Below are 24,935 nucleotides of genomic sequence, written 5' to 3' on the forward strand. Positions count from 1 at the left end.
CATCAGGGAGAGGTTACGCAGGGCATGAACAGTGTCAAGCACTTTCACGCATGCGTCGTGTGAGGGATATGAATACCGTACACGGACTGCACCACATCACCGCCATCGCCGGCCCGGCACAGGAGAATCTGGACTTCTACGCCGGTATTCTCGGGATGCGACTGGTCAAGCGCAGCATCAATCAGGACGATCCCGGCACCTATCATTTGTTCTACGCGGACGCCGAAGGGCATCCCGGCACCGATCTCACCTTCTTCCCGTGGGCGCAGATGGCACCGCCGCGCCTCGGCCACGGGCTCGCCGTGGAAGTGGCGCTCGAGGTGCCGCCCGACAGCCTGGGCTGGTGGGGCGCCCGCCTCGAGAAGTATGCCGTCCGCATTGGCGCCGTGGAATCGCGGTTCGGCGACCGGGTTCTGCCGCTGGTCGACGTGCACGGCATGCGCCTCGCCCTCGTCGAGCGCGAGCCGCGACCCTCGCGGCCATTCGCGCCGTGGGAGGGCAGCGCCGTGCCCGTCGAGCGCCAGATTCGCGGTCTCTTCGGCGCACAGCTCTGGGAACGCCACGAACCCGACACGGCGGCGTTTCTCACCGGCGCGCTCGGCTTCCGGCGTCTGGCGCAGGAGCGCGGCTGGACCCGCTACGGATTCGACGACTATTCCGGAGTCGTCGACATCCGGGAGACGCCGCAGGAACGCCGCGGCGCCTGGGGCGTCGGCGCCGTCCATCATCTGGCCTGGTCGGTGACCGATGTCGCCTACGAGCTCGCCGTCCGCGCCCAGATCGAGGCGGCCGGCGGCCGCGCCACCGAGGTCATCGATCGTTTCTGGTTCTCGTCGGTCTACTTCAAGGAGCCGGGCGGCGTGCTGTTCGAGATCGCTACCGAGGGACCGGGATTCGCGGTCGACGAGAACCCGTCCCACCTCGGCGAGACGCTCGTCCTGCCGCCGTGGTTCGAGCCGTCGCGGTCGCAGATCGCCGGCGCGCTGCCGCCACTCACTCTTCCGGGCGATCGATTCCGCGACAGTCGATGAAGCCACGCTAATAGAATAAGAATGATGAGCGACAAAGCTGGACTGACGCACACCGGCATCCGCAAATGGATTGACGAGGTCGCGGCCTTGACCCGTCCCGACCGGGTCCTCATCTGCGACGGCTCCGAGGCCGAACGTCGCGCCCTGACCGATGAGTCGGTCGCCGCAGGCGAGCTGATCGAGCTGAACCAGCAGAAGATGCCGGGGTGCTACCTGCACCGGAGCGCGCCGCATGACGTCGCCCGCACGGAGCACCTCACCTACGTCTGCACCGCCGAGAAGGACGCCGCCGGCCCCAACAACAACTGGATGGTCCCGGCCGAGGCGATCGCCAAGCTGACGCCGCTCTTCGCCAATGCCATGCAGGGACGGACGATGTACGTCGTCCCCTTCCTGATGGGGCCGCCCGGATCGCGATTCTCGAAAGTCGGCGTCGAGATCACCGACAGCCGCTACGTGGTCCTGAGCATGCGGATCATGACGCGCGTCGGACAGGCCGCGCTGGATCACCTCGGCGCCTCGAACGACTTCACCCGCTGTCTGCACTCGCTCGGCGATCTCAGCCCCGACCGCCGCTTCATCATGCACTTCCCCGAGACCAACACGGTGTGGTCGATCGGGTCGGGCTACGGCGGCAACGCGCTGCTCGGCAAGAAGTGCATGGCGCTGCGGCTGGCCAGTTATCTCGCCCGGCAGGAAGGCTGGCTGGCGGAGCACATGCTGCTGCTCGGCCTCCAGGATCCTGAGGGGCGCATGCACTACGTCGCGGGCGCGTTCCCATCGGCATGCGGCAAGACGAATCTCGCGATGCTGCAGCCGCCGGCGGCGCTGCCAGGGTGGAAGGCCACGACCGTCGGCGACGACATCGCCTGGATCCGCCCCGGCTCCGACGGACGGCTGTGGGCCGTCAATCCGGAAGCCGGTTTCTTCGGCGTCGTCCCGGGCACGTCCCGCAGGACGAACTCGACGGCGATGGACATGATCCAGCGCGACACCATCTTTACGAACGTGGCGCTGCGCCCCGACGGCACGCCGTGGTGGGAAGGGCACGACGACCCGGCGCCGACCGAGGCGCTCGACTGGCAGGGGCGGCCGTGGACACCGGCGGCGACCGAGAAAGCCGCCCATCCCAACAGCCGCTTCACGACCCCCGCCACCAACTGCGCTTCGCTGTCTCCGGAGTTCGACAACCCGGAGGGGGTCCCGATCTCGGCGATCATCTTCGGCGCGCGGCGGCAGCGCCGCATTCCCCTCGTGTACGAAGCGCACACCTGGCAGCACGGGGTCTTCCTGGGCGCGACGCTGTCATCGGAAACGACGGCAGCGGCCACGGGCAAGGTCGGCGTGCTGCGGCGCGATCCGATGGCGATGTGGCCGTTCTGCGGTTACGACATGGGGGACTACTTCCAGCACTGGCTCGACGTCGGCCAGTCGATCGCGCGGCCGCCAAAACTGTTCCGGGTGAACTGGTTCCGCACCGATTCGGCGGGCCGGTTCCTGTGGCCCGGCTTCGGCGACAACCTGCGCGTGCTGAAGTGGATCCTGGATCGCTGCGAGGGTCGCGGCAACGCGGTCGCCACGGTCATTGGCGCGGTACCCACACCCGACGGCATCGATCGCACGGGTCTCGACATCAGCGATGCCGACATGGCCAGGCTGCTGCGGGTCGATCCTCCCGAATGGGTCGAAGCCGTGGCCGGGCAGGACGACTTGATCCGGATGTTCGGCGCGCACATGCCGGCGGCCCTGCGCAACGAGCACGACGAACTGGCGCACCGGATCCAGGCCGCGATCACGCCGCCGGATGTGATCGGGAGAGACAGCGGAATGTAGAAGGGTGGGCGCCTACTCTTTCCGAATCTCGACCACGCGAATCGGCGGTCCCCACCGCTGCGGAGTCGGCTCGACCTGGAAGACCGTCGGTCCGGCGTTCACGTACGACTCGTAGCGATCCAGATCCGACGCGCTGATCACGAGCAGGTCGGCGTGATCCCGGTACCACGCGATCGGGTGATCGAGAAGCCGTTCGCTGGCGATCACGCGAAAGCCGGCGGCGTCGAGATAGGTCGGCCCGCTGTTCTCGACGGCGATCCGGCTGGCATGCGGCACGCTGCCCTTCAGCCAGTCGGCGGCCATTGTCCGCGTATCCGGGCGCTTGAGGGCGTCGAGCCAGGCCACCGTCTCGACCGCCGGCAGAGCGACGAGCAGGACAATTCCGGCCACCGTGATGACGTGGCGCGCCACCGGGCGGCCAAGCCCGCGGATCCCCGCGAGCGCCGACGCGATCGCGGCGGCGGCGGACGCGGTCAGGATGCAGAGTGGCGGCAGCAGCGGCAGCGCGTAGCGGCCGAACGCCGGCGCATGGGACGCGAGCACATAGAAGAACACGGCGGCAAACGCGACGACCGGCGCCCAGGCGCGGCGCGTCGACGGGCGTGCCAGGACCATCGCCGCGCCTGCGATGGCCAGCGGCACCCACCAGCGCGACCACGCCGGCGACAGGTGCTTTACGTAAGTGAGCCAGAGCGCGCCGCCGGGGGGCGCCCCCGCAAAGCGCGAGAACTGCGCGGCGAATCCGTCGAGGAACGACGGCAGGTCGAGCAACGTGTAGGGGGCGGCGACGAGAAAAGCCGCCGCCGCGGCCGCGAGGCCCGCCGCCGCTTTGCGCCATCGATCCGCGGCCGTCCGGTCGGCGACGAACCACGCGGCCGCGACCGCGACCATGGCGACGCCGCCGTTGTATTTGGCCGCGGCGGCCAATCCACAGGCGGCACCGGCCCAGGCGTAGCCGGCAGTCGTGCGCAGGCGCGCGGCGCGGACCGCCAGCCACAACGCGAGCGTGGTCAGCGCTGTCAATGGCACGTCGGTGAGCGCGTAGTGGGATTCGCGTACATGCAGCGAGCGGACCGCGAGCTCGGCCGCGGCAAGCAGGGCGACGCCACGCGACGCGAGATCCCGCGCCAGCCTCCAGGTCAGCCAGACCGTGGCGACGCCGATCACGGCGGTGACGGCACGACAGGCCAGGTAGATCTTCTCGATCGAGAACGCGTCGAGCGAGGCCCACTCGCCGTGCAGCGCTCCCCACAGAAAGCGGACGATCTGGACGGACGCGTGCAGATAGATGACGAGCGTCGGATAGTCGAAGAGATGGGTGTTCCAGCTGCCGGTACGGAGGATGCGCAGCGCGCGGTCGACGACCTGCGGCTCGTCGATGCCGACGGCGTGCGGCACCCCGGCGGCCAGGAACCAGAGGCGGGCGACCGCGCTCGCCAGCAGGATCAGCGTCAGGACGAGGGGCTCCACTGCAGGCGGCCAGGCGGCGGTTCGCGGCAATCTCATGTGCGCTAACGATATCGCCAGTAGCGGACGAGATCGAAGTTCTGGGGACTCGGCCCGGTCTGCCAGCACCGCAGCAGTTGCGGATCGCGCCAGTCCCACAGCCGGCCGTGAGCGCGGTCGATCTCGGTGGGATCGGAGTTCCACGCCTCGGACGGATAGACGAACGCGCCGGTCCCCGCCGCCGCCACCGACCAGACGAGCGCGATGATCGCCAACGCCCGTCCGGTCGCATGCCGCCCGACGATCTCGACGCCGTCGGCGCCAAGCGGCACCATCATCGGCAGCGCGTCGAGCGCGTAGCGCGGCCCGAACGTGTGACCGCCCCACCATACGCTGTAGGTCGAGTACAGCAGGAACTGAACCGCGATGGCGGCGGCGCACCAGCGCCGCTCCGGCCGCTCGGACGTCCAGCCGCCCTGTGTCAGCCGGCTGGCGCCCACCGCCGCGATGGCCACGATCGGACTGAACACGAGCAGTCCACGGCTTGGACTGATCAACAGTCCGAGCATGCCCGCCGGGACACTCGCCGTCAGACTGCCCGGCACGAAGTGAACGCCTGCGTGCAACGCTTCCAGCCTCGGAACCGCGCCGAGCAGGTGGCCGAACCACACGGTGTTGAGCCCGATCACCACTGCCGCCGCGGCAGCGAGCGGCGTCAGGATGAGGATCGAGCCGACACGAACACCCAGGCGCGCGACGACCGAGACCGCGAGCACCGCGATGCACGGCGCCAGCTGCGGCCGCGCGGCAGCCGCCAAGGCAAGCAGGCAGACGACGAGCAGCGCCCGGAGGCGGGTCAAGTTCGGCGCCATCAGCATCGCGATCGCGATCATCAGGGCACAGAGCGCGGTCTCCTGCTGCCACAGCGTCTGGCTGACGGCAGCCCACATGTTCGTCCCGGCGCCGAAGCCGAACGCCACCAGCAGGGCCGGAACCACGGGCAGCACGGCGCGCGCGCAGAAGAATGCCGCGGCCGCGGCGAGCGCGGTGAGCATCGAGGCCGTCAGCTTCGCCACCACGGCGGCAGCGATCGGCGAACTCAGGTCGAGGAGGTGTAGCTTCGCCAGCCCCCAGGCGACACCGGCAGCCGCCAGCGCCGAGGGGAGCGGATACGCGGATCGGTAATTGCCGCGCCGATCGAGCGCGAAACCTGGCCGCTCGGCGAGAGCCGGGATTCGTCCGACGACGTGATTGAGACGCAGTGTGCCGCGCGTGGCGAGCTCGATCGCCGTGTACTTGGCGGGCTGTGAGTCATAGCTGGGAATCTCGCGTCCGTTCGCGTTGTAGAGCAGGAACAGACAGAGCGTCAGCGCGCCCGCCGGAAGCCAGTCGCTACGGAGGCGGCCCATTCCGCTCGCCGGCACTAGCGGGCGCGCCTTTCGTAGATGGAGACGTCCGGTCCCGGGCGGCGGATGGCTGGCGAACGCTGCAGCGGAAGGAAGAACGCGTCGGATTGATCGAACGCCTCGGGCGCCACCGCATCGATGCCCGTCGAGATGTCCTGCACGAGGCGGTAGTCACCATTGATGAGGGCGTCAACTGACTCCGGCACCCGGCTGTAGAGGCGCAGCGGCGAGCGCGGCACGATCACGAAGTCGGGCAGACTCTGCGGAGTCGCATCGAGACTGGTCTCACGCCAGTTCGACCCGGACCATTGCACCTTTCCGTAGACGGAGCCCGTCTGCGCAATCGTCGCGCCCGAGGGGACGTGTGCGGCGATCCACTGCGCGGCGAGCAGCCGGCTGTCGGTTCGCGCCAACAGGGTATCGAGCCAGAACGCGGCCCGCATCGAGGGGAATGCCAGCAGCGCGGACAGCGCCACCACCACGGCGACCTTGTAATGGCCAGCCCTGCCCGCCAGAGAGGCAATCGCCTCCGCGGCCGCCACACAGATGAACGGCACGAGCGGCAAGGCGTATCTCGCGAACACCGTGCTCCCCGTGCTCGCGGCGGCGAGGTAGGCGACGGGGAACGAGACGAGCGCCACGGCCTCGCGTCGTTGACGGACCAGCAGCAATACGAATCCGGCGGCCGCGACGATCACGACCGGCCAGCCGACCGCCGCCGGCAACAGATCGAACGCGTAGGCGCGGAGCGGCGAGCCGATGGCGAGCTGCTGTCCGTCGTGCACGTGTCCTGACGCGAGATGGTCGTGGAGCGCGCGGGTGCCTGCCAGGAACGCCGGGGCGTCGAGTGCGGCGTAGGGCGTGCCGGCGAGAAATCCCAGGATTGCCGCCAGAGCCATGCCGAGGGCGAGGCGCCAGGATGTCCGCGCCAGATCCTTCGACCGCGCGCCGTCGTAGAGAGCCAGCACCAGGCCGGGCACCATCACGAGAATGCCGTTGAACTTGATGGAGGCTGCCAGGCCTGCGGCGAGCCCGAATGCGGCGGCGCGCCACGGCGTCAACACCCTCGCGCCGAGCAGCACCGTCATCGCGGCGACGATCGCCAGGGTCATCGGCACGTCGAGCATGCCGAAATGCGATTCGCGGACGGCCAGGAACGTGACGGCACACAAAAAAGCGGCGGTCCTGGCGGCGGCGCGCCCCGAGACGATCCGGCTCACTTCGTGGACAGCGTAGACCAGCGCCGTGCCGAGCAGCACTCCCAGCAGCCGGGCCGTGAAGATCAGCTCCGCCAGTCTGGCGGGAGCGTCGTGGAACAGGCCGGCGAGACCTTCGAGGCGGAACACGGCGGCGAGGACGTAGACGTACAAGGTCGGCCAGATGAAGTAGTGCGGATTGAGATCGCCATCGGCGACGCGCGTCGCCAGGTTCACGAGCTGACGCTCGTCCGGGCGGCACTCGGTGTGCGGGAGCCCGAACCCGGCGCCCCAGACACGCAGCGCGAACGCGGCCGCCAGGATCGCGATGAGCGGCCACGTCGCTCTGACCGCGGCAGCCGGCGTGTTCATCGCGGTGTGAGTGTAAACCAGCGAGGCGGCGCTTCTCCATTATGATGACGTGATGGGGCACGCGTTCACCATCGGGGTCGAGGAGGAATTCCAGATCGTCGACCCCGATAGCTGGGAGCTGCGTTCGCACGTCTCGGAGCTGCTGACGGCCTCGGAGACGTCGCTCGGGGATCAGATCAAGCGCGAGTTGCACCAGTCGATCGTCGAGGTCGGCACGAAGATCTGCGCCGACGTCACCGAGCTCGCCGACGAGGTCTGCCGTATCCGACGCGATCTCTCGGCCAACGCCGAGCGGGTGGGCATGCGAATCGCCGCCGCCGGAACGCATCCGTTCTCGAACTGGAAGGACCAGATCATCTCGCCGGGCGCGCGCTACGAGAGCATCGTCGAGGAGCTGCAGCAGCTGGCGCGCTCGCTGCTCATCTTCGGGCTGCACATCCACGTCGCGGTACCCGACAAGGCGAGCACGATTGAACTCCTGAACGAGGCGCGCTATTTCCTGCCGCACCTGCTGGCGCTCTCGACCAGCTCGCCGTTCTGGCAGGGGCGCGACACCGGCCTGAAGTCCTATCGGACGACGGTGTTCCGGCGCTTCCCGCGCAGCGGGATCCCCGACAAGTTCGACTCATGGAGCGAGTACGAGAACTACGTCGACACGCTCGTCGAGCTGCATTGCATCGACAACGGCAAGAAGGTGTGGTGGGACCTGCGCCCGCATCCGGTGTTCGGCACGCTGGAGTTCCGGGTCTGCGACGTGCCCACCTCGCCGCGGGTGACGATCGCGCTGGCCGCGCTGGCGCAGGCGATCGTCGTCAAGCTTTATCGGCTGCGTCGCCGCAACCTCGGATTCAGGATTTATCCGCGCAGCCTGGTGGAAGAGAACAAGTGGCGCGCGGCGCGCTACGGCATCGACGGCAAGCTCATCGACTTCGGCAAACGTCAGGAAGTGCCGATGCGGGAGCTGGCGCTCGAACTGCTCGAGTTCGTGGACGATGTCGCCGATGAACTGGGCAGCCGCGAGGCGCTGCAGTACGTCCACACGATCGTCGAGACCGGCACCAGCGCGGATCGCCAGCTCGAGGTGTTCCGCCGGACCGGCGATCTGCGCGCGGTGGTGCAGTGGGTGGTCGAGGAGACGCGCGCCGGCAACGCTCCGGCCATCGGGACCGGGCGCTGACCTTCCGGCCCCGGCCGACAGCGGTTTGTCGACCAGATCTTGGACCTGGCACGAGATGGAGACGGACATGAAAATCGGCTTGTTGTGCGGCCGCGAATTCGCGTTCCCCCCCGCGTTCCTCGATCGGGTCAACCGGCTCGGTGCAGAGCATGGGATCACCGCCGAGTTCGTGAAGCTGACCGGCACCACGATGGGCGAGCCGTCCGGCTACCGCGTCATCGTCGATCGCATCTCGCATGAGGTCGAGTACTACCGCGCTTTTCTCAAGCATGCGGTGCTGACCGGCACCTACGTGATCAACAACCCCTTCTGGTGGACGGCCGACGACAAGTTCTTCAACTACGCGATCGCGCAGAAAGTCGGCGTCGCGGTGCCGAAAACGGTGGTCCTGCCGCAGAAGTCGTACCCGTCGGAGATCGATCTCACGCCGGAATCACTGCACAACCTCGGATATCCGATCGACTGGGACGGGCTGCTCGACTACGTCGGCCGTCCGGCGATCCTGAAGCCCTACTCGGGCGGCGGCTGGAAGCACGTCTACAAGGTGAACAACCGCGAGGAACTGATCGCGGCCTACGACGGCACCGGGCCGTACTGCATGACGCTGCAGCAGTTCATCCACTTCGACCAGTACGTGCGGTGCTTCACGTTCGGCAAGACCGACATCACGCCGGTCCGCTACGATCCGCACGAACGGCGCTACCTCGTCGAGCATTCCTATCTGACGCCCGAGCTCGGGTCGCGCATCATCAAGGACGCGCAGACGCTGAACACCGCGCTCGGCTACGAGATGAACACCATCGAGTTCGCGGTCGAGAACGGCATCCCCTACGCCATCGACTTCCTCAACCCGGCGCCCGACTTCGAGCGCGACCGCATCACGCCGCACTACTTCGAGATCGTCGTCGACAAGATGGCGCGGCTGGTGATCGACCGGGCGCTCAGCGGCCAGCCCACACAGTCGTGGCCGCGATGGGCCGAGATGACGGGGCTCGGCACGACGACCGGACCGGTTTAGGAGGTGGGGTTGGAACGCCCGAAAGCCGGCCGCGCGAGACGCGAACGGCAGACTGCCAACTGGGAGCTGGAAGCTGGTGACTGATCCCGCGGCGGCGTGGAATGCGATCCTGCGCGTCGAGAGCGACGCCGATCTGTGCGGCACACTGGCCGATCGGATGCGGGCCGGCCGCCTGACGTTCGGCGGACGCCTGCTCTGTCCGTTCCTGCGGCCGTTTTTCCTGCATCCGCGCGACGAGGGACGGGTGGCGCGCGCCTCCGAGGCGCTCTGGCGTCTCGGCGAGCGGCTGGCCGCGGTAGCGCCGGCGGATCCCGCGCTGATGCGGTCGCTCGGCATGAGCGACGCCGAGATGGCGCTGGCCGCCATCGAGCCCGGCCCGGGGCCGGCCAGCACCGCCGGCCGCGCCGACGCCTTTCTGCTTCCCGACTCGCTCGAGTTCGCGGAGTACAACGCCGAGAGTCCGGCCGGCGCCGCCTACAGCCAGCGGCTGTCGGAGCTCTTCGACAGCGGCGTCATGATGGCGCGGTTCCGGCAGCAGTTCGAGGTGCGCTACTACACGCCGGTCGACGCGATCCGGGCCGCGCTGCTGCAAACGTGGGCCGAATGGAGTGGCACGCACACGGCGCCGCGCATGGCGATCGTCGACTGGCGGGAAGTGCCGACCTGGAGCGAGTTCGAGCTGCTGCGCGACGCGTTCACCGCGGCAGGAATCGAGACGTCGATCCACGATCCGCGCGACCTCACCTTCGACGGCTCCCGCTTGTACGGCGGCGGGCGCGCGATCGACTTCGTCTACCGTCGGGTGCTGATCAACGATATCGTGGCGCGGCCCGATGAATGCCGTGCATTGGTCGACGCCTACCGTGCCGGCGCCGTGTGCGTGGCCAACAACCTCCGCTGCAAGATCCCGCACAAGAAGGCGTTCTTCGCGGTGCTGACCGACGAACGCTACGCGCATCTGTTCGATCCGGCGGACCTGGACGCGGTGCGCGCGCACGTGCCCTGGACGCGGATGGTCGACGGGAAGATCGCCGACGACGTTCGCGGCCGCCGCGAGGACTGCGTCCTCAAGCCGAACGACGAGTATGGCGGGACCGGCGTGATGCTCGGATGGGAGTCGACCGGGTCGGCCTGGGACGCGGCGCTTCAGAGCGCGGTCGCCGACGGCGGCTGGATCGCGCAGCGCCGGATCGCCGTCCGCCGCGAGCCGTTCCCCGTCTGCGACGGCGGCACGGTGGTCGACCGCGACATGCTCGTCGACTTCGCCCCCTACTTGTTCCGCGGCCGTGTCGCGGGGTTCCTCACACGCCTGAGCGCCAGTGGACTCGCCAACGTCACCTCCGGCGGCGGGCAGGTCCCGGCGTTCGTGGTCCAGCCCAGGGACATCGGGCCCGAAGACGCCGGGTTCGAGGCCGGCCTGCAGGTGACGGATTCGACACTGCGCCGCCAATGACCACCTCCACGCTGTTCGGACCGTTCTCACCGGAACTCACGCCCGGCGCCAGAAACGCTGTTGATGTCTGCCTCGCGATTGCGCCACGCGAGCGCGTCGCGCTCATCGCCGACGAGCCCAGCCGCGAGGTCGCGGCCAGTCTCGAGGCCGCGCTGGAGGGCGCCGGCGCCGTTGTCGAGTGCCTGCTGGTCGAGCAGCTCGCGCCGCGGCCGCTCGCGGCGGCGCCGAGCCAGGTGCTGCAAGCGCTCGAACGAGCCGACGCCGGGATTCTCTGCGTCCAGCCGCTGCAGGGAGAGCTCGCGGCGCGGATGCGGATCGTCGAGGTCGTGGAGCGCCGGCAGATCCGCTACGCCCACATGGTCGGCGTCACGCCGCTCATCATGCAGCAGGGGATGCGCGCCGACTACCGGGAGGTCGACCGCCTCAGCTCGGCGCTCTGCGAACGCATGCGCACCGCTTCCGCCCTGCGCGTCGAGACCGAGCAGGGCACCTCGCTGACCGCGACCTTCGAGCCGACGTTCCAGTGGGTGAAGACGAGCGGCATCATCAGTCCGCGCTACTGGTCGAACCTGCCGGCCGGCGAAGTGTTCACGACGCCGAAATCGGTGGACGGGGTGTTCATCTGCAACGGCACCGCCGGCGACTACTTCGGCCCGAAGTACGGCGATCTGTCGCGGACGCCGCTGACCCTCGAGATCGCGCGCGGCCGGCTGGTCGCGGCGCACTGCGAGCGCGCCGAGCTGCAGCGCGAGTTTCTCGAGTACTGTCACACCGACGAATTCAGCGATCGCGTCGGCGAACTCGCCTTCGGCACCAACCTCGCGCTGTCGCGGATGATCGGCATCCTGCTGCAGGACGAGAAGGTCCCCGGCGTGCACCTCGCGTTCGGCGATCCGTACGGGAGCCAGACCGGCGCTCCCTGGAAGTCGCGCACGCATGTCGACGTCCTGACGCGCGACTGCGACGTCTGGATCGACGACGACATGATCATCCGCAAAGGACGCTATCTGATCGAGAGGCTGGAGCTCTGATGCAGCGCGACTATCACAGCTGGTATTCGCATCGGCTCGGCCGCGAGATGGGAGTCGCGGTCTACGGCCACTGGGGCACGCCGCTGCTGGCTTTCCCTACGACCGGCGGCGACGAATGGGAGTACGAACGGCAGGACGTGATCGCGACGCTCAGCCGGTTCATCGACGCCGGGCGGGTCAAGGTGTTCTGCGTCAACACCAACCATCGCGACTCGTTCGGCAGCCACGCGCACCCGCGTCACCGCAGCTGGATGCAGGCCTGCTACGACGACTACATCGTCAGCGAAGTGGTGCCGTTCATCGGCAGCCACTGCCGGACCGACAGCGTCCCGATCTGGACCTTCGGCGCATCGCTCGGCGGCTACCACGCGGCCAATTCGCTCCTCAAGCACCCCGATCTCTTCAAGCGCTGTTTCGCGCTCTCGGGCGTCTACGACATGTCGCGCTTCATGGGCGGCGACTACGACGACAACTTCTACTTCAACAACCCGGTCGACTATGTGGCGAACCTGGCGGATCCCACGACGCTGTACCACCTGGCGGACTGCGATATCCATTTGGCCACCGGCAACGGCGCGTGGGAAAAGCCCGAGGAAGCCTACCGCCTGTCGCGGGTGCTCAGCGCGCGGGGCATCGCCCACCACCTCGACGACTGGGGACCGCAGGGCGGCCACGACTGGCCGTACTGGCGCCACATGATCTGGGAGTACATCGCGAACGCGTAGCGCGGCCGGCAGGACGCGGACAGGAGGCGCCACCCGTTCCTCGTGTCCACATGCTGCAGCCGTACCGGAACGCAATCCACACCCGCGACCCGCATGCAAAAAGCCTCGTTCGAGATCTGGTCGCCACAGCTGCGCAACCGCCGCTACGTGGACGTGTATCTGCCCGACAGCTACCAGACGGGCCGCCGCCGCTACCCCGTCGTCTACATGCAGGACGGGCAGAACCTCTCGGATCCGGCGGTTGCCTACGGCGGACAGACCTGGCATCTGCACGAAGGGCTCGACTGGCTGGCCGGACGCGGCATCGAGCCGATCGTCGTTGGCATCCACAACACGCCGGGACGGCTGGCCGAATACAGTCCCACCCGCGACGCGAGGCACGGCGGCGGCGACGGCGACAAGTACGCGCGCTTCCTGATCGACACGCTGAAGCCCCGCATCGACGCCGCCTACCGGACGCGCCGCGAGCGCGATGCCACGGTCGTGGCGGGATCGTCGATGGGCGGCCTCGTCTCCCTCTACCTGTTCTTCAGGCGTCCGTCGCCGTTCGGACGGGCGGCGGTGATGAGCCCGTCGATCTGGTTCGCCGGACGGAGCATCCTCGAGTTCGTGGATCGCGCGCGCGATACGCGGGGCCGCCTCTATCTCGACGTCGGCACCGCGGAAGGCGCCGGCACGCTCCGCAACGGCCGCGCCCTCAATCGGCTCCTGCGCGCCAAGGGCTACCGCAAGGACCGGCTGCGCTACGGAGAGGCCGACGGCCATCAGCACCGCGAGGCCGACTGGGCCTGGCGGCTGCCCCAGGCCCTGGAATTCCTGCTGCGCGAATCTTAGCTGAGCTGTCTGACCAACCCGGTCGGCGTGTCGCGAGTGAGCACCGCGAACGAGCCACTCGATCGGAGCGAGCCGGCGAAGCGGCGAGCGAGAGCGCGTGTCGGGGAGTCCGAGGGGCGACGCCCTTCGGATAAGAGAGACGATCAGGCGCGCTCGGGAGGCGAGGGAGCGCGCGGACGCAGCGGCCGAGCCGAGCTTGCTCCCGCGGTAGAGGTCCTGGCGCCATCGTCGAGCAGCGTCCGCAGATCGAGCCGCCACAGCCGACCGCAGTCAGCGCACCACGTCAGATACCAGGCGTCCATGGAGCCGCGCAACTCGGTGGAGCCTTCGCACTTCGGACAGATCAAAGTCAGAGCCATTCTGGGATGTACCGATTCCCGACGCCAAACCGCCTGCCGCGCGGGAATTGCCCTCCCTTCCGCATGTCGCGTGCCGATCTTCGATGACTCAGCCATTCGGGCTCGAGCGCGGGTGTACACTGTGACACCGGACGATGCGCAAGCAGACTCTTCCACGTACCGCCCCGGTCCGGCACGGCATCCAGGAAGACGGCCGCGAGACGCTGGCGCGCCTGGTCGGCGACGCGCAGACCATCAACGTGGTACTCGTCGCGCTGACCGACGGCATCGAACTCGAGATCTGGGCCGACGGCGCGCTCCGGCGGCGGTCGCGCTTCCTGCGCGACACCGAAGCCCGCAAGCACTCCGAACGGCTCGCGGGGCGCCTGACCCGGCGCGGCTACACGCGGAACGAGACGCGGTGAGCGCCAGCCGCAGCCAACCGCTCGTGCTGCTGGCCGAGGATTTCGAGGACGCGCGCGAGCTGTATCGCGAGTACCTCGAGTTCTCCGGCTTCAGCGTGCAGACCGCCGCCAACGGCCGGGAAGCGATCCAACTCGCCGAGTCGCTGCTTCCCGACTTGATTCTGATGGACGCCAGCATGCCGGTGCTCGACGGCTGGCAGGCGACCGCGCAGCTGAAGGCGAACGCCGCAACGAAACACATCCCGATCCTCGCGCTGACCGCCCACGCGTTCGACGATGCGCGTCAGGAGGCGAAGGCGGTCGGCTGCGACGGCTTCGTCACCAAGCCGTGCCTCCCGGACGATCTCGTCGCGCGCGTGCGCGCCGTGCTTCAGGACGGTCGCAAGAGGAAGCGGTAGCCGGCCGGATGCCGGCGCAACCTGATATAAGCTACCCCGGCACATGACATCTCTGCTCGCGGGCCTTGCCAGTCCGATCAATGCCCTGCTGGCTGTCCTCACCCTTCTGACTGGCGGCTACGTGATTGGCTGGTCGCGCCTGGAGAACGGACCGACCGCCGGAGCGATGGGCGTCGGCTGGCTGACCAATTTCCTCGACACGCTCGGCATTGGATCGTTCGCGACGACGACATCGATGTGGCGCGCATTCAAGATGGTGCCCGACCGCGTCATCCCCGGCACGCTGAACGTCGGGCATACACTCCCGACCGTGGCCGAGGCGCTGATCTACACGGCGATCATTCCCGTCGATGTCACGACGCTGATTTCGATGATCGCCGCGGCCGTGCTCGGCGCGTGGCTTGGCGCCGGCCTCGTGGCAAAGTGGCCGAAACGCTACGTGCAGATCGGCATGGGCCTGGCGCTGCTGGCTGCGGCGACGCTGTTCTTCATGACCGCGATGAAGCTATTCCCCGGCGGCGGCGACGCGCTCGGCGTCCGTGGCGTCAAGCTGATCGTCGCCATCGCCGGCAATCTGCTCCTGGGCGCGCTGATGTCGCTCGGCATCGGCCTCTACGCACCGTGCATGATCCTGGTCAGCCTGCTCGGCATGAGCCCGACGGCGGCCTTCCCGATCATGATGGGCTCCTGCGCGTTCCTGATGCCGGTCGGCAGCCTGAAGTTCATCAAGGAAGGCGCCTACGATCGCGCCGCTGCGCTCGGCCTCGCGATCGGCGGCATTCCCGGCGTGCTGATTGCCGCCTACATCGTCAAGTCGATGCCGCTCACCTACGTCCGCTGGCTGGTCATCGTCGTCGTCCTCTACACGTCGGTGACGATGCTCTACTCCGCATTCTCGCAGCGCTCCGCCGTCGGCGACAACGCGTCCGCCTGAGTCTGCAGGTCGGGCTTTCAGGTCCGTCGTTCAGCGGACGATCGTCGCCTTCCTGATGTAGTCGAGCAGGGGGAAATTCGCCTTCAGATACGCGCTTCCCCCCTCGAAGACCGGAGCCTGCCTGCCGGCACGGATGCCGCCTCCGGCGGCTTCGCCATACTCGGCATACAGCGCATCGGCGACGTCCATGCCCTGCACCACTTCGCCGAACACGACGAACGGCTCCTTGTCGTGCGTCGCCGAATTGTCCTTGAGGTTGATGAACACCTGCGTCGTGCGCCCGTTCGGATCCTTGAACGCGAAGGCGATGGTGCCGCGGGTGTTGGAGACGCCAACGAACGGATCGTCGGGGATCGTCTTCGTCCGCCATACCTGTGCCAGTTTCGGATCGCCGGCGATGCCGAACTGCGCCCACGTGCCCTTGCGGATACGGAAGACAGCCGCGTTGTCGTAGTAGCCCGACGTCACCAGCTCGTAGAATCGGGCCGCGCCGTGCGGCGCCGAGGCGCGATGCACGGCGATCACGATGGCGCCCTTCGTCGTGTCGAGCTGAACCCTGTAGTCGCCGGACGCGGCCTGGAGGCCGACAGCGAGGACGAGCGGCAGGACCGAAAACATGCCCATAGCCTAGATCGCCGGACGGGACGGCGTGGCAAGATACACGCATGAGGCACCTCGCAGGGGCGCTCGCGCTGGCGGCGTTTCTCGTTCCCGCGCAGCCGCAGCCCCGCTGGGAGCCGCAGATTAGTGGCGTCACGGCCCGCCTGCGCGGCATCAGCACAGCCAGCAATACGGTCGCGTGGGCGAGCGGCGCCGACGGCACCGTCCTGCGCACGGCGGACGGTGGCGCCGCCTGGACGAAACTCCACGTGCCCGACGCCGACAAACTCGACTTCCGCGATGTCGACGCCGCCAGCGAGACGACCGCCTGGATCCTCAGCATCGGCGCCGGGCCCGCGTCCCGCATTTACAAGACGACCGATGCCGGCGCGCACTGGACGCTCCAGTTTACAAACGAAGACGCCCGGGCATTCTTCGACGCGATGGCGTTCTGGGACTCGCAGCACGGCCTGGCGATGAGTGACTCGGTCGACGGCCGCTTCGTGATCCTGACGACGGACGACGGCGGGTCGACGTGGGCGCGAGTGGCGCCGGAAGGGCTCCCGCCGGCGCTGCCCAACGAGGGGGGATTCGCCGGCAGCGGCACCAACGTCGCCGTGCAACCGGGAGGGCGTGCCTGGATCGGCACCGGCGCCGCCTCGAACGCGCGCGTGCTGCAGACCGACGACGGCGGCCGACACTGGCGGGTCGTCGACACGCCGGTTCTGTCATCGCCCTCGGCCGGCATCTTCTCGGTCGCCTTCCGCGATCCGCAGCACGGGCTTGCCGTCGGCGGCGACTACCGCCGCGAGAACGACGCCGACGACAACGCCGCGTCGACCGGCAACGGCGGCCGCGCGTGGACGCTCGTCCGGGGGCTCGGCGGCTTCCGCTCAGTGGTCGCTTTCGCGCCCGGCTCGAATTCCTCGTGGATCGCGGTCGGCCCGCAGGGGGCCGACTGGTCCGACAACGACGGCGCGTCGTGGACCGCGATTCCGGGCGACGGCTACCACGCGTTCGCGTTCGCGCCGTCAGGTGCGATCGGTTGGGGCGTCGGCGAGAACGGACGAATCGGCTGCCTTCGCGCTCAGTTCACGCGAAGCGCCAGATAGTGGGCTTCCTTCGTGCCGCCTGAAGCGGCCATCAATTCGAGCACGTAGTCGCCGCGGGCGAGCGACGCAAACGACAGGCTGGCGACCAGCCGGCGCGTCCCGAGCACCGGCTGGTCTTCGACGTTCAGCCGGAACTTCAGCGGCAGGCCGTAGCGATCGAGCAGGCGCGCTTCGAACCGCTCCACCGGACCGAGCACCGGCCACTCGAGCCGGAGCTTCTCGTCGTGAGCGAACACGAACGAGGCCGCCGGAATCGCCAGGCCGCGGGCGCTCGAACGGAAACCGAGCGGGTCGCCGACGAGCGACGCAGGGTCGACGCCGATCTGCACGCGCTCGGTAATCGAGGCCCCCTCCGAGTGGACGCGGATGAACATGTTCGACGGCGCGGCGCCGGCATCGATCGGTACCTGCAGCGACGCGCGGCCGTTGGCGCCGAGCCGCCCGTGTGCGGTGCCGACCGATTCGCCTGACCCGGCTTCCGCGATGACGTCGAGCGCCGCGCCGTCGTTCCAGCGTCCGGCGTCGACCGCCACTGACGGCGTCTCGATCGTCACGTAGAGCATCCGGCCGGCCAGCGCGCCATAGGCGATGAACTGCGCCGAAGGACGTACGGCGCTGAGCGTGGCGAGTGCGGCCGCGACCGGCGCCGGCGTCACGTGTGCGCCCGGTTTCGGCGGCGCTGACAAGCTGGCGACGTCTTCGGCGGTGGGCGCGCGGTAGCCGCTGCGCGCGCGGATCTCGGCGCCGGTCCGTTTCAGGCGGACGCGGATCGACCGGAACCGCCCGTCCCACTTTGTATTGGTCGTGTAGTAGCCGAGCAGGTAGTGCGTCCCGACGTCGGCCGCGATGCGCTTCAATCCGCCGGGGACGTCGCCCTGCGGCGGCACCGCGAAGCCGTCGGTATCCTTGGCCAGTGCCAGCAGCGAGTCGACGAGCTCGGCCGGCGGATGCTGGGGCCAGCGGAAACCGGAGGCGAGGAGCTCCGGCGGCAGCGCCGGGTGCGGATTCCAGATGCCGATCGGATAGAACGAGATGTTCGAGGCGCGCGCCGATCGGGTCAGGTCCGTGAAACGGTGCTCGAAATCGATGTCCTTGAGCCGCTGCCGCTCCTGACGGCAGTAGGCCTCGTGCATGTCAGGCCCGGCGCGCTGGATCCGCCCATTGACCATGCCCATCTTCGGCAGCGAGATCGGGTGCGAGTCGTCGGTGCGGCGGTCGGGCGTCACGCGCGCGATCCCGTTGGAGATGAAGACGATGCTGGTGTGATCCTCGCGCACCTGGCCGAGCATCCGGACGAGTCCCTCGAGCAGTGTGAAGGTGGTGTCGGCGCGTACCCGCGAGTTCATGCCGTCCATGCCGCAGCCCGCCATCACCATCGCGTCCTCGCGATACGGGGTCCGTAGCCAGTCGGGATCGGCGATCTCTTCCTCGATCGAGCTGAGCCGACGTCCGAGCACGACGCTGTCCCAGGGATCGTCGGTGGTGACGAAGCCGACGAGATCGCGCGGCTCGATCGTGCTGCGCAGATACTCGAGGAGCGGACCGCGGGTCGCCAGCCAGGTGTCGCGGTCGAAGGCCTGGCGATCGAGGACGAAGACCAGGACGCGGTAGCGGGAGTCGGCGGCCAGCTCGAGCGCCTCGCGCGCCGACATCTGCACCGACCGGTCGTCGTCGGACAGTTTCTCGCCGTAGTCAATGAGCTCGGCGTTCTCGACCTTCTGCGGGCGGCCGTCCTCGGAAATCTCGAAATCGTCCGGCGTCAGCCCGCGAATGATCTGTCCGCCGCCCTGGGTGGGATACGCGTCGACCGTCACCAGGTGGGCGCCGACCCGGAAGACAGGCGGCTTCTGATCGGATTGCTGCGCAGAAGGGAAGGAACCGAATAGACCGAACGCGAAGGAGACGAAGGACACGAAGGATCGGGAGAAGCGGAGCGTTCCGCTCCTTCGTGTCCTTCGTCTCCTTCGCGTTAGTGGTCCCATGGCGTCACCGTCAGCTCGATAGAGTAAACGTCGCCGGCACACAACGCCAGTGCCAGCTCGCGCGGTCCTGTCGTTTTCGTTTTCCGAAAACGCGGCTGGGATCGGCCTCGTCCCTTCGCTCCTTCGCTCCTTGGTCCTCCTTCGCGTCCTTCTATTTCATGATGAACGTGAGACGTCGGCGCTCCGTCCGGCCGCCGGACGCCGCGGTCAGTTCGAGGGAATAGCCGCCGCGGCCGAACGGCGCCAACGCCAACTCGACGACGACGATCTTGCCGTCGGCAGACTCGGAAACCGGCACCTCGAACGGCATCGGTTTGCCGGCGGTGTCGAGCATGCGCGCCTCTCGGCGATCGAGCCCGGCCAGTACCGGCCACTCGACGCGGAGGCGATCCGAGCGGACGAATTCGAGCGGCTTCGCCCGCTCGGGCGGCTGTGTGCGGCTGACCCGGTATGCGATCGGCTCGCCAATGACGGCCGGCGGACCGCTCGCCATCTCGGCGGCGGCAGCGGCGGCCTGGGACGCAGAGCCGCGCTGGGCGAGGTCGGTCATCTCGGCTTCCGTCGGCGCGCGATACTGGCGCCGCGCCCGAATGGTCTTCCCCTTCAACTTGACGGTGATCTTCCGAAGGCCGCCGTCGAACTTCGTGTTCGTCGTGTAGTAGCCGAGCACGTAGTAGGCGGCCAGATCGTCGGCGATGCGCTTGAAACCGGCGTTCAGATCGTTGGTATCGACGACGGCGATGCCGTCGGTCTCTTCGGCGAGCGATCGCAAATCGTTGTAGGCCGTCTTCACCGACGCCTGCTGCGCGATCGAGGGCGGCGCCTGCAGCCCCCCAGGCGTGATCACGTAGACACTGACGTTCTGGCGCTTGGCCTCGTCGAGCAGTTCGCGATACCGCGGCTCGAAGTCCATCAGCGAGAGCCGTCCCGCTTCGGCCATGCAGCCGTCCATGCTGCCGCCGCGGCCGTTCGTGTAGATCTCGCGATTGTCGCCGGTGACGCGCCCGTTCTGGATGCCGTTCTGGCCGGCCCTGCCGCCCTGCGATGCCACCAGCGATTCGTAGAGGCTCCGGTTGGGCCCCCATCGCGGCAGCAGATTGGTGACGAGGACGAGGTTCTTGCGCTCCTGACGCAGCGAGCCGAGCTGCGCGGTCAACTCGTGAAGGTTGGTGTAGCTCGCGTCGGCGCGGTAGAGGAATTTCAGTTGCTCGACCGCGGACCCGAAATCACAGGCGCCCAGCACTTCGTCGGCTTCGTCCCGCTCGATGACGTTGGCGCGAAAGAGATCCTTGACCTGGCTGACCGTTACCGTGGTCTTCTGGGCAAGCACCAGATCCTTGACCGAGTTGCGCGTCGTCATCAGCGCGTAGAGATCCTGCGAGCCGATGACGCGCTCGAAGAAATTCACGAGCGGCTGCTGTACTCGCGGCAAATCGCTGCTGGCGGAGAAGGCGCCCGCCGACTGGCTCAGCGTCAGGTCCACGTAGACGACGAACACGCGATACCGCGGGTCGGCCGCCATGTCGAATCCGGTCTGCTGCGAGACCGGGTCGCGGCGCTCGGCCTCCGGCGTCAGGGTGTCGAAGCGGATGAAGTCGAGGCTGTCGATCGCCTGCGGCTTGCCGTCCTCGAGGATCTCGAAGTCCGCCGGCGTGAGCCCTTCGACGATCCGGCCGTCCTGCATCGGGTAGGCATCGACGCGCACGAAATGCGTCCCGCCCCGGAACAGCGGCCGCTGCTGCGCCTGGGTGGGCGCCTCCGGCCGCTGCGCCGCCAGGCACACGAACAAGAAGGATAAGAAGAACGCGAAGGAGGCGAAGGACACGAAGGAGCGGGTGCGTTTCGTCATCGCATCACCCAGACGCTGGCGTCTGATTATTACACTGGCTGCCGCGGTCACCCCAAACGACGATCCTTCGTGCCTTTCGTGCCCCTTCGTGCCCTTCGTCTCCTTCGTGTCCCTGTTACTTCCCGCCCTTCGACAACGACCGGTAGTACTGTTCGACGAGCTTACGGTACTGCTCGGGCACGTCGTCGGTACCGGAGAGGAAGACCTGATTCTGATTGGCGTCGAGCTTGCGCCGCAGGGTGTACTCGAAGCGCTTCACGTTGTCGGCGAGCGCCTGCTCGAGGCCGGCGACGTTCTGCGCGTTGGTGTATGCACTCTCGTCGTCCAGCTTGCGCAGGCCCTTGACGATGTCGTCGATCTCCTTGGTGTCCATTTTCTGCTGGCCGAGGAGCCGCCGCAGTGTTTCCGCGTCCGCGGCGCGCTGCCGCGCCTCGGCGCGGAACTGGCGGATCTGCTCGTCGGTGAAACGGCCTGGGCCCGAGGTCGGCGAACCGTTCGGATTCATCATGCCGGCGGTGTTGCTGCCCTGGCCATTGCGTCCGCCTTGCGTCGGATCGCCCTGATTGCGGCCGCCGTTGCCGCCCTGCTGGCCATTCTGCTGCTGGCCGCCACCCTGCTGGCCGTTCTGCCCTTGTTGCCCTTGCTGACCGTTCTGGCCTTGTTGCCCTTGCTGGCCCTGTTGGCCTTGTTGCCCTTGCTGGCCCTGTTGGCCTTGCTGGCCTTGCTGCCCCTGCTGGTTCTGGGACTGCCCGCCTTGGCGCTGGCCGTTCTGGTTCTGGCCGTTCTGGCTTTGGCCGTTCTGGCTTTGCTGGCCGGCACGATTGCCCTGCTGCTGCGAGTCGCCGCGCATACGTTCGCCGAGCGACTGCAGCCCCTCCGCCAGTTGACGAGCCTTGTCGAGCGCCTGAGCGTTCGGGTCGGCGGGCGTCCGGCCGACGGCGGACGCGGCCTCGCCGATCTTCTTCTTCAGATCGTCGAGGTTGTTCTGGACGTCGCGATCGAATGCGGCGACGTCGGACGCCGAGCTGCCGCCGCGCAGCATGCCGTCCGAATAGCGAATCTTGTCGCGGATGCGCTTGTCGCGGATGGTATTGGCCGCGTCGGTCAGCTTGCGTGACGCCTCGCGCTCGTTCTTGAACATGTCGCCGGCGGTGCGATCGAGCTGTTTCTCGAACTGATCGACCTGGCCGGCGAGCTGCTGCTTGCGCTCACTCAGCTGCTGCGCCTTGCCGGCGCGCGCGTCCCCCTGCTGCTGATCGAGCTTGCCGACATCGTCCTGTATCTGCTGCTGGTCGCGGGCCATCGCCTCGGCCTGGCGCAGCGCGTCCTGCACGTCGCGCCCGGTGCGCTGCGACTGCGACTGCTGCAGCTGGCGCTCGGCTTCCTTGAGCTGCTCCATCGCTCCCGCCGCCGCAGCTGCGGCATTCGGGTCGCCGTTGGCCGCGGCCTGCCGCATCTTGTTCGCGGCGTCCTGCAGCTGCCGCGCCGTCTGCTGCAACTGCGGCCGGTTCTCGTCGCGCGCCAGTTTTTCGAGTTGGCGCGCCGCTTCTTCGGCCTGGTCGGCGAGCTGCCGCTGCGCGTCCCCTCCCGCCTGCCCCTGCCCCTGTGCGGCACGCCGGCGCTGCTGCTCGGCCTGTTGTTCCTGGCGGCGCGCCAGCTCCTTCAACTTCTCGGCGAGCTCGTCGATCTTCTGGTCGGCCTGCTGCTGCGACGCGCGCTGCGCGGTCTCGTACTGGTTGGCCATCTTGTCGACTTCGAGCTCGAACAGATCGGCGAGTTCCTCGGCCATCTTCTGGCTGCCGCCGCCACCCCCGCCCCCCTGCTGCTGTTGCGTAGAGACCTGCAGCTCGTATTCCTCCTCGGCCTTCTGCAGCGCCTCGAGGGCCTTGTGCTCGAGCGGCAGCGCCTGATCGGGCGCCCCGGCCTGCAGCCTGGCCGCGGCCGACTGCATGTCGGGCATCGACTGCTTCAGGAAGTCGGTAATCTTCTTGAACCGCTCGGCCTGATCGCCGACCCGCGTCGCGAAATTGGTGAGGAGCTCGTTGACCTGGTCCTGCAACCGCTTCTGCATTAGGCCGGCGACGACGGCGCCCTGCTTGGTCTTCTCCTCGCCGCTCGCCTTGCGATCGCGCTGCAGGTTGAAGGTCGCCGCGATGATCTGGCGCTCCTGCTCCGACAGGCTGTTGACCTGGTTCTGCTGGCCGCCGCCCCCGCCGCCCGCCTGCGAATCGGCCTTGCGGAAGTCCTTGGTCAGCGGACGGATGCGCACGAAGTAGAGATCGCTCGTCGCCTTCTGCGGCCCGGCGACGGTGTTGTTGTCGAACGCGCGCGCATAGTACGAGACCGAGTCGCCAGCCTTCACGCCCATCTCTTCCATGTAGAGCGTGTGACCGGCCGACACCGTCGGCATGCGGGTGCTGCCGTCGAACAGCTTGACCGTCTTCTCGGCGCCGCCGTTGACGCTGTAGACCAGCTCCATAGACTTGATGCCGTAGTCGTCTTCCGCCTTCGCCTCGAGGAACACCTCTTCAATCGGCGAAGCCGACGTGTCGCGGCCAGGCTTGACGAACGAGACCGACGGTGGCTGATCGTTGAGGACGTCGATCGAGTATTTCGGCGAGCCGTTGACGCGGGAACCGCCGGGCGAATCGAGATCGATGCGGTAGAAGCCGTCGTGATCGGCCGTGAACGAAGACTGCAGCGTGCCGTCGGCGTCGGCGCTCATCGGCACCTGGGTCTTGTCGTCGATCACGATCGCCCCGCCGTTCGCCTTCATCGTCGTGACGGCCCGCACCCGGACTTCGGTGCCGCGGATGACGGCCACGTCGCCGCCGTCCTCGATCTTGCGCGGCGCCAGGCCGGTATAGGCGGGAAAGTGGTACTCGAGCTCGAGCTTCTGGACGTAGGGCATGTCCGCCACCTTCAGGTTGAAGATCGGCGAACGGACTCCGACCGCCTCGATGAAATACTCGACGGGGGCGGCCACGTCGAAGAGCGTGCCCTCATAGCGATCGTCGCTGCGCACGAGCGGGACGCGCTCGAACGCCGCGGTCGCCGACCTGCGCACCATCAGCACCGCCTGATCGGCCTGGAAGCCGACCAGCTTCGCGGTGACGGGCTGATCGGCGCCGCGCGGCAGGGTGTGATTGCCGGGCGTGACCTCGATGCGGTACGTCGCCGCCTCGACGCTGCGCGAGACGACGAGCAGGGCCGACAGGGCATGCCGCATATAGGCGGGACCGAGCAGGAACACCAGCGCCGCGATCGCGAACACGCCGCCGAGCGCGCCGGAGTAGCGCCTGACCGGCGCCCGCTCGACGCGCCGGCCATCCTCGATGGCGCGCACCTTCTCGACCGCGTTCTGCACCAGCCTCGCGACGAGCACCGGCGAAGGGGCCGCGCCAGCCGTTTTCTCCGCTTCCACGGCGCTGATGATCGCCGCCTCGAGCGAGGGCTCGTGCTCCTCGAGATAGAGCGCCACCTGTTCGTCGGTCACGCGGCGCAGCTGCGGCCGCACCAGCAGCAGGTACCCCGCCAGGCCGACGACCAGCGCGAGCGCGATGCGGAAGCCGAGGATCGACTCGGGGGTGAACCGCATCCACTGCAGCGCGAACGCCGACAGGATCAGCGCCGCGGCGATGCAGCCCGCTGTCAGGGCACCGCCGCGCAGCGCGATCTTGGTCCGCCAGCGCCGGCGCACCTCGTGGATGATGGCGATGAGGTCGGACCGGCCGTCTCCGTGCTGCATCATGACACCCTCGATCTTCACCGGGGG

General features: G+C 68.1%; 19 protein-coding genes. 12 read left to right on the top strand and 7 right to left on the bottom strand.

Features of this window, described 5'->3' with window-relative positions; translation table 11 throughout:
- The first annotated feature begins 68 nt into the window (after positions 1–68).
- Both VGI12_18910 and VGI12_18915 read left to right on the top strand, forming a co-directional pair.
- Positions 69–1,031: a ring-cleaving dioxygenase gene (locus VGI12_18910; GenBank protein HEY2434750.1), complete on the top strand. Its 963-nt coding sequence runs from the start codon at positions 69–71 to the stop codon at positions 1,029–1,031.
- A gap of 24 nt (positions 1,032–1,055) precedes the next feature.
- Complete coding sequence (locus VGI12_18915) at positions 1,056–2,864, top strand: phosphoenolpyruvate carboxykinase (GTP) (protein ID HEY2434751.1); 1,809 nt, start codon at positions 1,056–1,058, stop codon at positions 2,862–2,864.
- A 12-nt stretch (positions 2,865–2,876) separates the two neighbouring features.
- Here the strand turns inward: VGI12_18915 and VGI12_18920 are convergent, their stop codons facing one another.
- The 3 genes from VGI12_18920 to VGI12_18930 are packed head-to-tail and all read right to left on the bottom strand — an operon-like array spanning position 2,877 to position 7,284.
- Positions 2,877–4,334 carry a glycosyltransferase family 39 protein gene (locus tag VGI12_18920; protein ID HEY2434752.1) on the bottom strand — a complete coding sequence of 486 codons (1,458 nt, stop codon included), beginning with the start codon at positions 4,332–4,334 and terminating at the stop codon, positions 2,877–2,879.
- 41 nt (positions 4,335–4,375) lie between these two features.
- Positions 4,376–5,719 (bottom strand): hypothetical protein, encoded by a 1,344-nt coding sequence (locus VGI12_18925; GenBank protein HEY2434753.1) that lies wholly within the window; start codon positions 5,717–5,719, stop codon positions 4,376–4,378.
- A 14-nt stretch (positions 5,720–5,733) separates the two neighbouring features.
- A complete protein-coding gene (locus VGI12_18930) occupies positions 5,734–7,284 on the bottom strand; it encodes a glycosyltransferase family 39 protein (protein ID HEY2434754.1) in 1,551 nt (516 codons plus the stop codon).
- 52 nt (positions 7,285–7,336) lie between these two features.
- Here VGI12_18930 and VGI12_18935 point away from each other — a divergent pair, with 52 nt between their 5' ends.
- From VGI12_18935 to VGI12_18975, 9 genes are all read left to right on the top strand, one after another.
- Positions 7,337–8,461 (top strand): carboxylate-amine ligase, encoded by a 1,125-nt coding sequence (locus VGI12_18935; GenBank protein ID HEY2434755.1) that lies wholly within the window; start codon positions 7,337–7,339, stop codon positions 8,459–8,461.
- Between the two features lie 67 nt (positions 8,462–8,528).
- On the top strand, positions 8,529–9,479 hold the full coding sequence (locus VGI12_18940; GenBank protein HEY2434756.1) for a hypothetical protein: 951 nt from the start codon (positions 8,529–8,531) through the stop codon (positions 9,477–9,479).
- 76 nt (positions 9,480–9,555) lie between these two features.
- The gene (locus tag VGI12_18945) at positions 9,556–10,932 is read left to right on the top strand and encodes a circularly permuted type 2 ATP-grasp protein (protein ID HEY2434757.1); all 1,377 of its coding nucleotides are present in this window, start codon (positions 9,556–9,558) and stop codon (positions 10,930–10,932) included.
- A complete protein-coding gene (locus VGI12_18950) occupies positions 10,929–11,963 on the top strand; it encodes an aminopeptidase (protein ID HEY2434758.1) in 1,035 nt (344 codons plus the stop codon). Before VGI12_18945 ends, VGI12_18950 begins: the two co-directional genes overlap by 4 nt.
- A complete protein-coding gene (locus tag VGI12_18955; GenBank protein ID HEY2434759.1) occupies positions 11,963–12,688 on the top strand; it encodes an alpha/beta hydrolase-fold protein in 726 nt (241 codons plus the stop codon). The genes VGI12_18950 and VGI12_18955 overlap by 1 nt, the downstream gene beginning before the upstream one ends.
- Positions 12,689–12,781: 93 nt before the next feature.
- Entirely contained in the window at positions 12,782–13,522 is a 741-nt protein-coding gene (locus tag VGI12_18960) for an alpha/beta hydrolase-fold protein (protein ID HEY2434760.1), read from the top strand.
- Between the two features lie 493 nt (positions 13,523–14,015).
- Positions 14,016–14,285, top strand: coding sequence for a hypothetical protein (locus VGI12_18965; GenBank protein ID HEY2434761.1), 270 nt, complete (start codon positions 14,016–14,018; stop codon positions 14,283–14,285).
- Entirely contained in the window at positions 14,282–14,683 is a 402-nt protein-coding gene (locus VGI12_18970; protein ID HEY2434762.1) for a response regulator, read from the top strand. Before VGI12_18965 ends, VGI12_18970 begins: the two co-directional genes overlap by 4 nt.
- 43 nt (positions 14,684–14,726) lie before the next feature.
- Positions 14,727–15,617, top strand: a complete 891-nt coding sequence (locus VGI12_18975) for a sulfite exporter TauE/SafE family protein (GenBank protein ID HEY2434763.1) — start codon at positions 14,727–14,729, stop codon at positions 15,615–15,617.
- 30 nt (positions 15,618–15,647) lie between these two features.
- Here VGI12_18975 and VGI12_18980 read toward each other — a convergent pair whose 3' ends face one another.
- Complete coding sequence (locus tag VGI12_18980) at positions 15,648–16,235, bottom strand: peptidylprolyl isomerase (GenBank protein ID HEY2434764.1); 588 nt, start codon at positions 16,233–16,235, stop codon at positions 15,648–15,650.
- Positions 16,236–16,282: 47 nt separating this feature from the next.
- Between VGI12_18980 and VGI12_18985 the strand changes: the two genes are divergently transcribed.
- Complete coding sequence (locus tag VGI12_18985; GenBank protein HEY2434765.1) at positions 16,283–17,329, top strand: hypothetical protein; 1,047 nt, start codon at positions 16,283–16,285, stop codon at positions 17,327–17,329.
- Here the strand turns inward: VGI12_18985 and VGI12_18990 are convergent.
- From VGI12_18990 to VGI12_19000, 3 genes are all read right to left on the bottom strand, one after another.
- On the bottom strand, positions 17,305–19,242 hold the full coding sequence (locus VGI12_18990; GenBank protein HEY2434766.1) for a VWA domain-containing protein: 1,938 nt from the start codon (positions 19,240–19,242) through the stop codon (positions 17,305–17,307). The genes VGI12_18985 and VGI12_18990 overlap by 25 nt on opposite strands.
- Positions 19,243–19,462: 220 nt before the next feature.
- The gene (locus tag VGI12_18995; protein ID HEY2434767.1) at positions 19,463–21,160 is read right to left on the bottom strand and encodes a VWA domain-containing protein; all 1,698 of its coding nucleotides are present in this window, start codon (positions 21,158–21,160) and stop codon (positions 19,463–19,465) included.
- A 115-nt stretch (positions 21,161–21,275) separates the two neighbouring features.
- The gene (locus VGI12_19000; GenBank protein HEY2434768.1) at positions 21,276–24,929 is read right to left on the bottom strand and encodes a DUF4175 family protein; all 3,654 of its coding nucleotides are present in this window, start codon (positions 24,927–24,929) and stop codon (positions 21,276–21,278) included.
- Between the last annotated feature and the right edge of the window lie 6 nt (positions 24,930–24,935).

This window comes from Vicinamibacterales bacterium (genome assembly GCA_036496585.1).
Classification (GTDB): domain Bacteria; phylum Acidobacteriota; class Vicinamibacteria; order Vicinamibacterales; family 2-12-FULL-66-21; genus JAICSD01.

Coding starts and splice junctions, on each gene's coding strand:
- VGI12_18910 (HEY2434750.1), top strand. CDS start 69: ATGAATACCGTACACGGACTGCACCACATCACCGCCATCGCCGGCCCG.
- VGI12_18915 (HEY2434751.1), top strand. CDS start 1,056: ATGAGCGACAAAGCTGGACTGACGCACACCGGCATCCGCAAATGGATT.
- VGI12_18925 (HEY2434753.1), bottom strand. CDS start 5,719: ATGGGCCGCCTCCGTAGCGACTGGCTTCCGGCGGGCGCGCTGACGCTC.
- VGI12_18930 (HEY2434754.1), bottom strand. CDS start 7,284: ATGAACACGCCGGCTGCCGCGGTCAGAGCGACGTGGCCGCTCATCGCG.
- VGI12_18935 (HEY2434755.1), top strand. CDS start 7,337: ATGGGGCACGCGTTCACCATCGGGGTCGAGGAGGAATTCCAGATCGTC.
- VGI12_18940 (HEY2434756.1), top strand. CDS start 8,529: ATGAAAATCGGCTTGTTGTGCGGCCGCGAATTCGCGTTCCCCCCCGCG.
- VGI12_18950 (HEY2434758.1), top strand. CDS start 10,929: ATGACCACCTCCACGCTGTTCGGACCGTTCTCACCGGAACTCACGCCC.
- VGI12_18955 (HEY2434759.1), top strand. CDS start 11,963: ATGCAGCGCGACTATCACAGCTGGTATTCGCATCGGCTCGGCCGCGAG.
- VGI12_18960 (HEY2434760.1), top strand. CDS start 12,782: ATGCAAAAAGCCTCGTTCGAGATCTGGTCGCCACAGCTGCGCAACCGC.
- VGI12_18965 (HEY2434761.1), top strand. CDS start 14,016: ATGCGCAAGCAGACTCTTCCACGTACCGCCCCGGTCCGGCACGGCATC.
- VGI12_18975 (HEY2434763.1), top strand. CDS start 14,727: ATGACATCTCTGCTCGCGGGCCTTGCCAGTCCGATCAATGCCCTGCTG.
- VGI12_18980 (HEY2434764.1), bottom strand. CDS start 16,235: ATGTTTTCGGTCCTGCCGCTCGTCCTCGCTGTCGGCCTCCAGGCCGCG.
- VGI12_18985 (HEY2434765.1), top strand. CDS start 16,283: ATGAGGCACCTCGCAGGGGCGCTCGCGCTGGCGGCGTTTCTCGTTCCC.
- VGI12_18995 (HEY2434767.1), bottom strand. CDS start 21,160: ATGACGAAACGCACCCGCTCCTTCGTGTCCTTCGCCTCCTTCGCGTTC.